At 45.2% G+C, this 14071-nt stretch carries 10 protein-coding genes; 3 read left to right on the forward strand and 7 right to left on the reverse strand.

What is annotated here, in order from left to right; genetic code table 11:
* Nucleotides 1–227: 227 nt before the first annotated feature.
* Genes spoIIAA through AC6I5A_RS04890 form a run of 3 tightly spaced genes read left to right on the forward strand, consistent with a single transcriptional unit; the run spans nucleotide 228 to nucleotide 1833 of the window.
* Nucleotides 228–578 (forward strand): anti-sigma F factor antagonist, encoded by a 351-nt coding sequence (spoIIAA, locus tag AC6I5A_RS04880; RefSeq protein ID WP_497900500.1) that lies wholly within the window; start codon nucleotides 228–230, stop codon nucleotides 576–578.
* Nucleotides 579–1016, forward strand: coding sequence for an anti-sigma F factor (spoIIAB, locus tag AC6I5A_RS04885; RefSeq protein WP_034612433.1), 438 nt, complete (start codon nucleotides 579–581; stop codon nucleotides 1014–1016).
* A gap of 10 nt (nucleotides 1017–1026) precedes the next feature.
* The gene (locus AC6I5A_RS04890) at nucleotides 1027–1833 is read left to right on the forward strand and encodes a SigF/SigG family RNA polymerase sporulation sigma factor (protein ID WP_034612438.1); all 807 of its coding nucleotides are present in this window, start codon (nucleotides 1027–1029) and stop codon (nucleotides 1831–1833) included.
* A gap of 9 nt (nucleotides 1834–1842) precedes the next feature.
* On the opposite strand, the gene AC6I5A_RS04895 is transcribed toward AC6I5A_RS04890, so the two are convergent.
* From AC6I5A_RS04895 to AC6I5A_RS04925, 7 genes are all read right to left on the reverse strand, one after another.
* Complete coding sequence (locus tag AC6I5A_RS04895) at nucleotides 1843–2991, reverse strand: D-alanyl-D-alanine carboxypeptidase family protein (RefSeq protein ID WP_034612441.1); 1149 nt, start codon at nucleotides 2989–2991, stop codon at nucleotides 1843–1845.
* A 197-nt stretch (nucleotides 2992–3188) separates the two neighbouring features.
* Entirely contained in the window at nucleotides 3189–5201 is a 2013-nt protein-coding gene (locus AC6I5A_RS04900) for a sodium-translocating pyrophosphatase (RefSeq protein WP_034612446.1), read from the reverse strand.
* Between the two features lie 280 nt (nucleotides 5202–5481).
* Nucleotides 5482–7752 carry a DNA helicase PcrA gene (pcrA, locus tag AC6I5A_RS04905; protein ID WP_034612447.1) on the reverse strand — a complete coding sequence of 757 codons (2271 nt, stop codon included), beginning with the start codon at nucleotides 7750–7752 and terminating at the stop codon, nucleotides 5482–5484.
* A 175-nt stretch (nucleotides 7753–7927) separates the two neighbouring features.
* Nucleotides 7928–9319: an asparagine--tRNA ligase gene (gene asnS, locus AC6I5A_RS04910; protein ID WP_034612449.1), complete on the reverse strand. Its 1392-nt coding sequence runs from the start codon at nucleotides 9317–9319 to the stop codon at nucleotides 7928–7930.
* A 186-nt stretch (nucleotides 9320–9505) separates the two neighbouring features.
* A complete protein-coding gene (locus AC6I5A_RS04915) occupies nucleotides 9506–11290 on the reverse strand; it encodes a MutS family DNA mismatch repair protein (RefSeq protein ID WP_034612459.1) in 1785 nt (594 codons plus the stop codon).
* A gap of 106 nt (nucleotides 11291–11396) precedes the next feature.
* Nucleotides 11397–13571, reverse strand: coding sequence for a DNA topoisomerase III (locus tag AC6I5A_RS04920; protein ID WP_034612451.1), 2175 nt, complete (start codon nucleotides 13569–13571; stop codon nucleotides 11397–11399).
* Nucleotide 13572: 1 nt separating this feature from the next.
* Nucleotides 13573–14071, reverse strand: a 499-nt coding sequence (locus AC6I5A_RS04925; RefSeq protein WP_034612461.1) for a DMT family transporter, incomplete at its 5' end; no start/stop codon positions are given.

The raw sequence follows: 14071 nt of genomic DNA on the forward strand, positions 1-14071 counted from the left end.
TTCCTCCTTCTTTACTAATACATACTAATTGTATTATTAATCCAAACAGTCTAAATTATACTAAGCGAGTCTTTATAGGTACCAGTCGGAAATAATTAGCTGACGCCTATATACTTTTAGGAAGGTTCCTTATTTCGACACAGCTTCCCAAGGAATTTTGAAAATTTTAGCAGGAAATTTATGGGTGGTATCGAAGTCCTTAGTACTGGGAGAAAATTTTAGGGGGAATGGTCTTGAAACTTGAAAAAAAGATAGAGCGCCTGACCCTACTCTTGCGCTTAGATGGAGAACTGGATATGCACACCGCTTCAATGGTACGACAAGCCATTGACCTTGAGATTGAGAAACGAGGAATTCGCACGGTCATTCTTAATCTTCAAAACGTTCGATTTGTCGACAGTTCCGGACTCGGTGTTATCATAGGCAGATACAAAAAACTACTCCCCTTGGGGGGAAATCTAAAAATCACCAATGTCCCCCCACATATTTATAAAATTATGGAATTGTCGGGACTACCTAAAATTATCAATTTCTACGTGGATGAAGGGCACGCATATGATGAAGGAAGGGGAGCCTAAATGAAAACTAATCATATAAACCTCACATTTTCAAGTAACGCAGAAAATGTAAGCATTACCCGTTTGCTCATTGCTTCGGTTGGCGCGCAACTGGATCTTCCGCTTAATGACATTGAAGAACTCAAAGTCGCCGTTTCCGAAGCTGTAACCAACGCCATTATCCATGGCTACAAGAGTAACCCTCATCACATTGTTTATCTAGATCTGGATATCGTCGGCGATAACCTTAAGATTGTCGTGAAAGATGAAGGTTGTGGCATCTCGAATATTGAGCAAGCCATGCAACCTGCTTATAGTACGGATCCGGAGCGTATGGGCCTGGGCTTTGTCTTCATGCAATCTTTCATGGACGAACTTCAAGTAGAGTCTACGCTTGAAGTGGGAACAACAGTGACCATGATTAAGCATCTTAAACAAACACCCATCTCCTCTCATTAGGGGGTGCGTTATGATTCAACGACTAACTGAAATGAATCTCCCCCACTTCCCACTGCTCTCGGACAAGGAGATGATGTTTTACCTCCATGCTGCCAAAGATGGGGATACTGCAGCGCGCGAGCGTTTAATCAATTGCAACTTAAAACTCATTTTTAATTTAGTTCAGCGCTTTTCCCAACGTGGCTACGAGATCGAAGACCTCTTTCAAATCGGAACGATAGGACTCATTAAAGCTATTGATAAATTCGACTTTAGCTACGGGGTAAAATTTTCAACGTATGCGGTTCCGATGATTATCGGTGAAATTCGACGTTTTCTCCGCGATGACCACCCTATAAAGGTACCTCGTTCCTATAAAGAACTTGTTTATAAAGTAAATCGCTCGCGGGACGAACTATCGGCAACGCTCGGCCGTGAGGCAACTATCGGGGAAATCGCGATAAACATCGGGGTCGACAGGGATGAGATCGTCGCTGCACTTGAAGCAATCCAAAGTCCTACCTCAATTTATGATACCCTCTATCAAGACGACTCCGATCCGATCTTCGTTCTCGATCAGCTCTCAGAGGAAAAGGGTCCTGATCCCAGTTGGCTAGATAAGATTGCTCTTAATGAAGTCCTGGATAAACTGCCTGAACGTGAAAAGCGCGTACTCATAATGCGTTTTTTTGAAGATAAGACACAGAGCCAAATTGCCAGTCTGCTCAATCTTTCGCAGGTTCAAATTTCTCGGATCGAACGGGCAGCTCTCCTTAGGATCCGTGAATTGTCGCGGATTAAGGATAGCTCAGATAAAGACTCCACTCATTTGGACTAAACGCATAAGCTAATAACCAAAAACGCCTTTCAGAGTCCGTTCTATTTGCTCGACCGGACCAGCTTTGGCAATAGGGTGATCAGCAATTAAATTTACACTTGCTTGCAACTGATCATTGCGATATAGAAGAACTTCCCCTAACTTTTGTCCTTTCTGAATCGGAGCACTGATAGTTGGGTTGAGCTTGGTCTCGACCCATGAGTTTTTATCTTTCCCTTTTTCCACAGTCGCCCCTAAGGGCTTTTCAGTGAGCGCTGCAACCTCATCTTCAATTCCTTTGTGTACCTTTACAACCCCAAGCTTTTGAGCTGCCGGGGCATACAGTTTGAACTCATATTTCGCAAAACCATAGTTATATATTTTCATAGACTCTGCAAAATGCCCTCTCACTTGGGGTACACCCATGACGACACAAATCAACCTTAGGCCATTTCTCTCCACAGTCGAAGCCAGGCAATACTTTGCTTCATTCGTCCACCCTGTTTTGAAGCCATCAGCCCCAGGGTACCACCAAAGTAACTTGTTAGTATTCCAAAGCTTAAATTTCCCGTCCCGTAAGTCATATTCTTTCATGCTGGTCAACTTCCGTACTAATGGGTAATTGAGGGCTTCTCTGGAAATGACTGCCAGATCATATGCGCTTGTATAATGCCCCTCTGCGGGAAGCCCATAGGCATTTACGAAATGCGTATTTTTTAGACCTAAGGCTTGGGCCTTATTGTTCATTTCTTCCACAAACGCTTCATGTGTTCCGTTAATGTGTTCCGCCACGGCGACACAGCCATCATTAGCTGAGCCAACGGCAATGGCAATCAACATCTGTTCTAACGTAAATGTTTCCCCCGGTTCCAGATAGATCTGAGAACCCCCGAGTTTACTGGCATTCTCGCTGGCTGTCACTTTGTCCGTCAATTTGACTTTTCCAGAAGCTACGGCATCTGCTGCCACCAGTAAAGTCATGATTTTCGTAACACTTGCCGGTGGTAATTCTTTATGCGCTTCTTTTTCATAAAAAATTTCACCGGATGCCGCGTCCATGAGAATAGCACTTGTGGCTTCTGTCTCGATCTCAACTCCCAGGACCGGTTGGACATTAGCAAAGCCTATGTTACAGAAGACGAGCGCCATGGCTAAAACAATTGCATAACTTTTCCGCATTTATTGAACCCTCCTTAAATAAGTGTGCTGTTATTATCCCCAAAAACGAAAATTATATCGAATAAATAAAATGAAATCGCATGTTCACCAAAACCAACAAAACCGAACTCCCCGCAGCTTGCTGCGGGGAGTTTCATTAAGTGTCTCAAGTTTACCATTTAAGTTGTATAGGCAGCTTATTGAATAGCTCCAGGCAATTACATCAGGAATGGAGCAATAATCAAGGAAATTGTACCCATAACTTTGATTAACGGATTCATCGAAGGTCCGGAAGTATCTTTAAATGGGTCTCCTACTGTATCACCAACGACCGAAGCTTCATGAGTTGGCGTATGTTTACCACCAAGGTTACCCGCTTCAATATACTTCTTGGCATTGTCCCAAGCACCACCGGCATTAGACATGAAGATAGCCAATAACAGCCCGGCAACAGTCCCACCAAGCAAATATCCGCCCAAAGCATCCTTACCAAGTCCAAACCCAACAATAACGGGCACCACAACGGCAAGTAGCCCAGGAACAATCATTTCGCGAAGAGCGGCTTTAGTAGAAATATCGACACAAGCCCGATAATCCGGCTTCCCTGTACCTTCCATAATTCCAGGAATTTCTCGGAACTGACGACGTACTTCTCCGATCATCTGAAAGGCGGCTTTACCAACTGCTTCCATAGTAAATGCCGAGAACAGAAAGGGTACGGCAGCACCAAGAAAGACACCAATAATTGTTTTAGGAACTAAGACATTAATCATCTCTAAGTGAACCAACTCAGCATAGGCATTGAAAAGTGCCAAAGCTGTCAAAGCTGCTGAACCGATCGCAAATCCTTTAGCTACGGCAGCTGTAGTATTGCCTACCGAATCAAGCTTATCTGTAGTTTTTCGAACATTAGCCTCAAGTCCGGCCATCTCAGCGATTCCACCGGCATTGTCAGCTACGGGACCAAAGGAATCAATGGCTACTACTATACCTGCTGTGGATAACATTGCCATAGCGGCAATAGCAATTCCGAAGGTTCCCGCTGCCGCATGGGAAACGTAAATAGCTGCACAGATCACAAGAACCGGTAGCGTAGTACTCTTGTAGCCTACAGCTAAACCAGCAATAATATTGGTCGCAGCACCTGTCTCCGAGGCCTTAGCGATACTTTGGGCAGGTGACTTCTGATTCGAGGTATAGTATTCCGTAATCAAACCAATCAGAACATTAACGACCAAACCGGCTATAATCGCCATAAATACCGAATTAGGGGTTATTGTTATGTCACCAACCACTAAAGCAGCCGGCAAGATTGAATGACAGATTGCATAAGCCGCAATAGCCGTTAAGAGATTTGTTCCCCAGAGTCCCAGATTCAAAGCGCTTTGCGGATTGGCATTTTCACCGGTACGTACAAAAAAGCTGGAGATAATCGTGGCAATTATCCCGGCAACGCCTAAGAATAATGGCAACATTACTCCAGGCAACCCTGCATCCACGCTTTTGAAAACTGAAGCGCCTACCAACATGGCAGCAATTGTTGTAGCAGCATAAGATTCAAACAAGTCGGCACCCATTCCGGCGGTATCCCCGACATTGTCTCCTACGTTATCAGCAATCGTCGCTGGGTTACGCGGATCATCCTCAGGAATCCCTGCTTCTACTTTACCAACCAAGTCTGCTCCGACATCTGCAGCTTTGGTATAAATCCCCCCGCCAACACGGGCGAAAAGAGCAACGGCACTCGCGCCAAAAGCAAAAGAGTTAATCATATCAAGATCTTTAAAAGCTAAGTAAAGTAAAGTAACACCCAGAAGACCTAACCCGACAACAGCTAAGCCCATTACAGCCCCACCGCGGAAAGCAACTCCCAAGGCTTTGTTCAAGCTTGATCGGGCAGCTTCGGTTGTACGGCAATTAGCCCGCGTGGTAATAGACATCCCTATATAGCCGGCTACCGCTGACAAAACTGACCCAACCACAAAGGAAATAGCCGTTTCCCAGTTCTTGGCAAATAATAGGACGATACCAATAATAATTACAATCGGAGTCAGTGTACGATACTCACGATTAAGAAAGGCCATAGCTCCTTCTTGAATCGCCTTGGAGATCTCTTGCATTTTGGCATTCCCGGGACTATTACTTAAGACACTTTTCGCAAAGTAGAATGCAAAAAGGATCGCAAGAATTCCCGCTCCCACTGCCCATAAGGGAATTGAATTTAAATCCATTAAGTGACATCCTCCTTAATATGAATTACCCCCGCGTATTTAGTTCTCCGCCCTTTTTTTCTCACTCCCTTATATTTTATTATACGAAGGCACACTCATTATAGCAGGATGTCGTACTACAATACAAGTACCAGACAAGCATTTCGTAAAAAGTTCATTATATTTTGGATATATTTAGTCTTATCCTCTTCACAACGGCTCTATTGCTTTATGTTCCAGCCCTGTCAGATGATAATAGCGTGATCAAGAAGGCTCTAAAAAGGTACAATAGATAAAAATGCTAAAGCTTCGTTAACTTGGCATATACAGCTATTAATTTTTTAATTCCCGCGTCGAAGACAATGGTCAGCTCCGCGTGGTCGCCTTCTCCTTTGACTTGAACAATAATGCCTTTTCCGAATGAAGCATGCTCTACTTTGTCTCCTACATGATGAGCATCAACTGCTTTACTGACAAGCGTACTTCCGAAGCCTTTTTCCCATGGACCCGAACCCAAGGGAATCCCTCCGGCTGTCTTTCCCTGCCGCTGCCAAGTCGCTTTCGGCTTAGTATTAGGACGACGTTTTGGCGGATCCAGAGGGTCAATATCTGTCATCAGAGTTGCTGGGATTTCCGCTATGAAGCAGGAAGGTCGATTGTACTGTGTTTTGCCATAAAGCATTCGCATTTCGGCATTACACAGATAGAGTATCTCCCTCGCTCGGGTGATAGCAACATAGCAGAGACGCCGTTCTTCCTCTAATTCTATCGGGGCCATGAGTGAACGACTACTGGGAAAAATCCCGTCTTCCAAGCCCACTACAAACACCACCGGAAACTCCAACCCCTTCGCACTGTGCATGGTCATTAAAGCCACGGATTCTTCCGCTTGGTCCAGCTCATCAATATCGGCGACCAAAGATACTTGTTCCAAGAAACCGCTTAAGCCTTGGCCGGTTTCCTCTCCTTCCAGGTCTTCGTTTTGCGCATTTTGGGTATGTTGAACCGCCTGAGCATCATACTCAGCCGTTACAGACAAGAACTCCAGCAAATTTTCCAGTCGAGTCGCTGCTTCCGGTGTCTCAGCTGCCTGAAGAATTGCTTTGTACCCCGTCTTCTTTAAAATCTCTTCCACCAAATCTGTAACCGACGCTCCCTTAGAATACGCCACCAATTCTTGCATCAAGTGGGCAAAACCGATCAAAGGTTTCTTGGCTCGGGTTGGCAAATCCGGAATATACTCCGCCTCCAAAATTGCCTCCAGTACCGGCATTCCCTGTTCATCCGCATATTCCAGGATCTTTGCCAGTGCGCTATCCCCAAGTCCACGTTTAGGCACGCCTAGTACGCGGGCAAAACTCACTTGATCAGCAGGGTTATCCAAGATTCTTAAATACGCCAGGATGTCTTTGATTTCCATACGCTGGTAGAATTTCAACCCTGAGAAAACGCGATAGGGCGTTGCAGCCTTCATTAAACTCTCCTCAAAAGCCCGCGACTGAGCATTCGTCCGGTATAGAACAGCAAAATCATTGAAAGGTCGTCCTTCCAGCTCATGTAAACGTTTGATACGTTCTACGACGTAGTCGGCCTCATCCCGCTCATCATTTGCAGCATAACACACCAAAGGCTGCCCCTCGGCATTTTCAGTCCAGAGTGCCTTCTCTTTACGCGACTCGTTATATTTCACCACGGCATTGGCAGCCTCCAGGATCTTTTGCGTAGACCGATAATTTTGCTCGAGTTTAATGACTTTCACTTCGGGATAATCCCGCTCAAAATCAAGGATATTTTGGATATCCGCGCCGCGCCAGCCATAGACCGATTGGTCATCATCGCCAACCACGCAGAGATTCCGATATCCACTCGCTAAAAGTTTGATCAGCCTATATTGAGCATGATTCGTATCCTGATACTCATCGACCATAATGTAACGGAATTTTTCCTGATAATAGCGAAAGGCCTTATTATTTTGCTGAAAAAGCTGCACCGTAAGCATGATAAGATCATCAAAGTCCAAGGCATTATTATTCATGAGCTTCTTCTGGTAAGATTTGTAGATGTCAACAACTTTTTGTTGATAATAATCCGCAGCTTTATGGGAAAATTCTACCGGATCTAACAGTTTGTTTTTGGCCTCGCTGATAACTGCCGCCACACTGCGCACTGGGAATTTCTTTTCATCATAATTATGTTCTTTTAAGCACGCTTTAAGTAAAGACTGTTGGTCCCCTGCATCATAAATGACAAAATTCCGGTTGTATCCTGGCATATTATCAATTTCCCGTCTCAGGATACGAACACAGGCTGAGTGAAACGTGGTAACCCATAACCCATAACCTTCATTGCCTATCAATGCAGCCACTCGCTCACGCATCTCTTTGGCTGCTTTATTCGTAAACGTGATTGCTAAGATGGCCCTGGGTTCTATCCCCTGAGCAATCAGGTGAGCAATTCTATAGGTGAGCACACGGGTCTTCCCCGATCCTGCACCCGCAAGAATTAGAAGCTGCCCCTCCTGATGCTCAACAGCTTCCCGTTGCACTGGATTCAAATCGTCTAACCGATACATTAACCACTTTCACCCCACTTCTTGTCCATATTATAACATACCTGACGGTCCTCTATTACTTGATTGCTAACAGTGTCCCACCCGACATAACCCGCCACGTTGGGCATTGGAATAGGATCCAAATTAATCACAGAAAATCCTTACCACGTAAAATTTAGACACAATTCAAGGCTGCTTAAAACTCACAAGAATTTACCGTCCGAGGGAAAGAAATCACATCACGGATATTTGACATTCCCGTCAAATACATAATCAGGCGTTCAAAACCAAGTCCATACCCGGCATGTTGCACGCCGCCATACTTTCGAATGTCCAGGTACCACCCGTAATCCTCAGAGTTCAGCCCGCAGTCCTTCATCCGACTTTGCAGTACGTCAAAGCGTTCTTCCCGTTGGCTTCCTCCAATAATCTCCCCGACCCCGGGAACCAGTAAATCCATGGCCGCCACCGTCTTATTATCTTCATTAAGCCGCATATAGAACGCCTTAATTCCTTTTGGATAATCTGAAACGAAGACCGGTTTTTGAAAAACTTTTTCTGTCAGGTAACGCTCATGCTCAGTTTGCAGATCCGTACCCCAATGAACAGGATACTCGAAGGTGGCATTTTCCTTCTCCAGCAGTTCAACGGCTTCAGTATACGTGATACGCCCGAATTCGGAGGCCAGGATATTTTCCAGCCGATCAAACAAGGTCTTATCGACAAAGTAATTAAAGAACGCCATTTCCTCCGGTGCATTGTCCAGAGCATACTGGATAATGAATTTCATCATCTCTTCGGCGAGGTGCATGTCGTCTCCGAGGTCGGCAAAGGCTATCTCTGGTTCGATCATCCAAAACTCCGCAGCATGTCTCGTAGTATTGGAATTTTCCGCTCGAAAGGTGGGTCCAAACGTATAAACGTTGCGGAAAGCCATACAGTACGTTTCAACATTGAGCTGTCCGCTAACCGTCAGGCTCGCAGCACGTCCAAAAAAATCTTTGGCGAAATCAATGTTTCCTGCTTCGTCGCGAGGAGGTTTTGAACAATCTAAGGTAGTCACCCTAAACATTTCCCCTGCACCTTCAGCATCACTTCCCGTAATAATTGGTGTATGCACATAGACAAAGCCCTTTTCTTGAAAGAATTTGTGAATTGCATAGGCAACGACAGAACGTACTCGAAATACGGCCGCAAAGGTATTCGTCCTTGGGCGCAAATGCGCAATCTTTCGTAAGTACTCGAACGTATGCCGCTTCTTTTGCAGGGGATAATCTGCTGCGGCCAGCGAGAGAATCTCGATGTGTTCAGCTTTCAATTCAAATGGTTGCTTCGCACCGGGAGTAGGTACCAGCGTTCCTTGGATACGTAGGGCGGAACTAAGCGTGATCTTCCCAATTTCCGTAAAGTTTTCAAGGCTTTCTTCAAAAACCACTTGTATGTTTTCGAAAAAACTTCCGTCATTTACTTCGATAAAGCCAAACGCTTTGGATGAGCGTACTGTGCGGACCCAGCCTGATAGTTCCACTTTCTGATTGAGAAACCGGTCCGTCCCTCTGTAAATTTCCTTAACTGTTACCGATTGCATATTAATCCTCCTAAAAATGTCCAGTTTTCAACACTAAGCCGATTGATTGCCCGTGCACTCCCAAATACCTCATTGAGGCTTATCCCAACTTTTTCCTAATATATTATCATATTATATCCCCCGATGGAACCAATCTATCGGGGCCTTAAAATATAAGGCTGGCGCCTAACTCAGACACCAGCCTGTTTATTCATCAACCTCAATACCAGCCATTTTAATCAGGTACATGGCATTGCGTGTGGTTGAAATCCCCGGCCGAAGTTTATAGTCAAAATGTATTTCATTATTTACATAAAACTCCCGGAAATGATAGTTTCTGATTTTCAGCTCACTTTCACGCTCCAGGTCCCCTAATTCCAAATCATGAGTAGACACCATACCCATAGCCCCAACCTTGCTCAGTTGCCGAATCAAGACCTTAGCCCCGACGTGTCGATCTTGTGAATTCGTCCCTTTGAAGACCTCATCTAATAGGAAGAAAATCTTTCCTTCTTTTTTGGAAGCGCTGACAATTCGTTTTATTCGCAGTAATTCCGCGTAAAACGAAGAGATATTTTTTCCGAGGTTATCACTCACTCGCATACAAGAATAAATTCGCAGCATCGAACAGCTAAAATGTCGGGCACACACGGGGGCCCCGGCATACGCCAGAACAAGATTTATGCCTACCGTGCGAAGTAAAGTGCTCTTCCCGGACATGTTCGAACCTGTAATTAATAAGATGCCGGAGCGTTTCTCAATGGATAAATTATTACACGTTGAATTACCCAAGAGCGGATGTCCCATATTGGCTGCAACAATACCCGAATTTTCCGAGACAATTTCAGGGAATGCCCACTCTTGGTGATCAAAGTGAATAATTGCCAGGCTTGCTAACCCCTCCAGTTCAGCTACTGTATCCACCCAGCGACCCAGAGAACGTCCGGACTTTTCTTTCCAGGATTCTAAGGCGATCATGCACTGGATATCCCAGAGGGTGAAAATGTTGATGACCAGAAACATCGCATTGCCCCGATTGGCTATCAGCTCAGCCAAACCCGAAAGCTTTCTTATTTGTTCAAAGGCCGCCTTACCATCGCGGTCAGATAACCCTTTCTTCAGATCTTGCAGGTATTCCGATTTGAAGGTCCGCTTTTCAAACCGTTCCAGCATTTTCTCATAAACTCTAATACTGTCCTTATAGGCATAAACCGCTTCAAGCGTTTTGCCCCTTTGCTTGCCCGCAAAAAGTATAATCGCCTGAATTAAAAAACCCGCCAGTGGATACCAATAGGATACCCCGGGGATCAGAAAATATAGAAGTAAAAATGTTAGAGTGATTATCGGGAGTGCTCGGGCTAGAATGACAATCCCCGGACGCAGATAGGTTGTGTCATACGTCTTCGCCCATTCTATGATCCGTGTTGGAGAATTTAACGGACGCTCTGTAATTCCAGCCTCCGCCATAAACCGATGTCGCCAAGCAAGATTTATGGCTAACTCCTTGATTGCTTCTTGTTTCTTTTGAATGGCGCCACCCTCTACCGAGGGCACAGTCAACCACTCTTTCAACTTTTCCCTTCCCCTATAGGTTTTAGCAGTATTAATCCACTGAAAAAGTGAACTGGGTCCAAAAAGATCAAGATCTTCTGAATATGGGTGAGCGGGATCAATAAAGTCTTCTCCCGTATCAGGGAAGGATTTCCACTCTCCGGCTAAACGCTTTAAGGCTTGGGCATAGATTTCATAAAGCACTTGGATATATTTTTGCTCTGTTCTGAATTTCTGATGCCATAAGACGAGCGCAGTAAAAGAAACCACTGTAAAGAGAAGAATACCAAGACCCAAAGAAGAGCTTTGGGTCAGATAAAGAAAACCCGCCAACGCACACCCGGCGAAGAACAGGGTTAGTCTTGCATTACTTAATCGGTTAACCGTTTGGGTCAGTTTTTCTAACCGCCGCGCATAATACATTATTCGTTTTTCATACATTTCTTTTGGCCCTTGCAAATAGTTATCCCCCTACCCTCATTACTTGTCCCTCAGTATATCCGCGATGACGCCCTATTCCCTCAATTAAAGTTTTCCCCCCTTTTTTTCATTTCTTGAACTTAGCCAACGCATCAGCTAGTGCCGTGTTGATCAAGCCACCCTCATTTTGCTTCTGCAGGAATGCGCTGACCTCCCGCTTATTGAGATTACTCTTTTCGGTTTCTCTTCGTTTTACGAAGGCCGCAAGTTTCTCGCGATGCCCGCAAACGCAGGAGAATATTTTATTGTCTCCGTCCCCTTTAACCTCCATTTTCTTGTGGCATTCCGGACACCTGGCGTTCGAGGTTTGCGATATCCCTTTCCGGTAACCGCACTCCCGATCCTGACAGACATACATCTCGCCTTTCTTTCCTTTAACCTGCAGCAGGAACTTACCGCATTCCGGGCACTTATTGCGCGTCAAATTATCATGCTTAAAGGTTTGCGTACTGCCAATAACCGTTGAGACGAGTCGAGTGGCATACCCCCTGATACCAGTCAAAAACGTTTGGCTCCGGATCCGTCCTTTGCTGATCTCTGTCAATTGTTGTTCCCATTTGGCGGTTAGTTCCGGCGATTTTAGTTCTGGTGGAACCAAACTGATCAGTTGAATCCCTTTAGAGGTGGGAATGATTTCTTTGCCCTGTCGGTTCATATAGAAAGAATTGAAAAGCTTTTCAATAATTTCCGCCCGCGTTGCCGGTGTCCCCAGGCCATGGCTTTGATCCATTACTTCCCGGAGCATTTGATCATCAATCAACTTCCCGGGATGTTCCATAGCTGAAAGCAAGGTAGCCTCCGTATATCTGGCGGGTGGCTTTGTTTTACCAGTCGCTAGCTTAACAGACAAGTTTTTCAGACTCTCCCCCTTGCGGAATTCCGGGAGAGTTTGTTCGGATTCTCCGTCTTCAGGGTCACCGTCTAAGCTGCCGGATCCCTCATAGACCTTCCGCCATCCTTTAAGCTTCACTACCTTCCCTTGGGCAGCAAAGAATTCCCCTTTGATCCCCACCAAAACCTTCGTTTGTTCATATTCAAACGCCGACGAGAGTACAGCCAGAAAACGTTTAACAATTAAATCGTAAATTTTTAATTCTTCCGAGCTAAGCCTGGATAACGCCGGGGATTGTTCCGTGGGGATTATAGCATGGTGGTCTGACACTTTCGAGCCATCCACAAACCGTTTTGTGATGATCAGTTTATTTCTCAGGATACCGCGCGCTAAATCTACATAGGGTCCCTGGGTAATGCTTTTTAGACGTTCCGGCAAAGTCGCTACAACGTCTTCACTAATATAACGAGCATCGGTTCGTGGATAGGTCACTATTTTATGATTTTCGTAAAGTTGCTGCATGACCGAGGACGTTGTTTTGGCGGAGAATCCATATTTGCGATTAGCATCCCGTTGTAACTCGGTGAGATCATAGGCAAGTGGGGGCAGTTCCTTCTTGGCTTCTTTTTTAACCTCTAACACTTCCCCGGTTTGTCCGGTCACTTTAGCCACAAGTTGATCTGCTTTATTTTTATCGAATAGTCGAGTCTGACCGCTTTTGTCCTGCCAATGAAGGGTAACGCCGGCGGCTAAGACATTAATCGACCAATAGTCCTTTGGAATAAACTGTTTAATTTCATTTTCCCGTTCCACAACCATTGCCAGTGTAGGGGTTTGAACTCTCCCGGCAGAAAGTTGGGCATTATACTTACACGTCAATGCTCTGGTGACATTAAGTCCGATTAACCAGTCCGCTTCTGCACGGCATTCTGCTGCCGCATATAGGGCTTCATACTCCCTGCCGGGTTTTAAATTATTAAACCCTTCCTTAATAGCCCGCTCAGTTAAGGAAGAGATCCACAACCTCTTGACAGGTTTTCGCCAACCCGCTTTTTTCATAATCCAGCGTGCTACCAGTTCCCCTTCCCGTCCGGCATCAGTGGCGATGATCAGGTCCTCAATCTCCGGACTCTTCATTAGATTCTTGACCACCCCAAATTGCTTCGAGGTTTCTTTCATGACTACTAAGTCCATTTTAGCGGGTAGCATGGGCAGGTCTTCCAGCTTCCAAGTTTTATATTTATCATCGTATACTTCCGGGTCTGCGAGCGTCACTAGGTGTCCCAGTGCCCAAACCACAATATATCCGGGCCCTACGAAACATCCATTTCCCTTTTGATTGCAATTCAGGATCTTTGCCACCTCACGGCCAACAGAGGGTTTTTCGGTCAATACTAATGTCTTTCCCATATCATACTTCCCGTCTTTGGTAATTTACTATGATAACACCCAACGCAACGAGGGCTAAGGCGATCAACATGTTCAGCGTCAATCGTTCACCGGGGATAAACAAGGCCGACAAAATACTTCCTGCTACGGGTATCATGAATTTGTAGACACTAATTTCTCCCGCTTTATTATATTTCAAAATAGCGTACCAGAGCGAATAGGCGGTTGCGGAGAGAAAGGCTGAATATATGAGGAGTAGTAAAGCTTTATTCGTAAAGACCATGGCATGGGGTTTTAAGTTCGGTAACCCCACTGCAATCAGGAGAAGAGACCCTAAAAGCATTTGCCAGGCCGTTAAAACAAAGGGATGCACTTCTTTGGAAATCTGTTTTGCCATAATTGTCCCTAAAGCACTAACTAAACCGGATAAAATCATGAATCCCTCTCCCTGCCAAGAAAAAACCAAGGTGAGGTTTTTCCCGGAATTAATCATAACAATTCCCGCAAAACCTGCTATTAAG

Source organism: Desulfosporosinus sp. Tol-M2 (genome assembly GCF_059735615.1).

Bases quoted from the DNA above. Each gene is read 5' to 3' on its own strand.
- AC6I5A_RS04915 (WP_034612459.1), bottom strand. From the start codon at position 11,290: ATGTATGAAAAACGAATAATGTATTATGCGCGGCGGTTAGAAAAACTG.
- AC6I5A_RS04900 (WP_034612446.1), bottom strand. From the start codon at position 5,201: ATGGATTTAAATTCAATTCCCTTATGGGCAGTGGGAGCGGGAATTCTT.
- spoIIAB (WP_034612433.1), top strand. From the start codon at position 579: ATGAAAACTAATCATATAAACCTCACATTTTCAAGTAACGCAGAAAAT.
- AC6I5A_RS04895 (WP_034612441.1), bottom strand. From the start codon at position 2,991: ATGCGGAAAAGTTATGCAATTGTTTTAGCCATGGCGCTCGTCTTCTGT.
- pcrA (WP_034612447.1), bottom strand. From the start codon at position 7,752: ATGTATCGGTTAGACGATTTGAATCCAGTGCAACGGGAAGCTGTTGAG.
- spoIIAA (WP_497900500.1), top strand. From the start codon at position 228: ATGGTCTTGAAACTTGAAAAAAAGATAGAGCGCCTGACCCTACTCTTG.
- AC6I5A_RS04890 (WP_034612438.1), top strand. From the start codon at position 1,027: ATGATTCAACGACTAACTGAAATGAATCTCCCCCACTTCCCACTGCTC.
- AC6I5A_RS04920 (WP_034612451.1), bottom strand. From the start codon at position 13,571: ATGGGAAAGACATTAGTATTGACCGAAAAACCCTCTGTTGGCCGTGAG.
- asnS (WP_034612449.1), bottom strand. From the start codon at position 9,319: ATGCAATCGGTAACAGTTAAGGAAATTTACAGAGGGACGGACCGGTTT.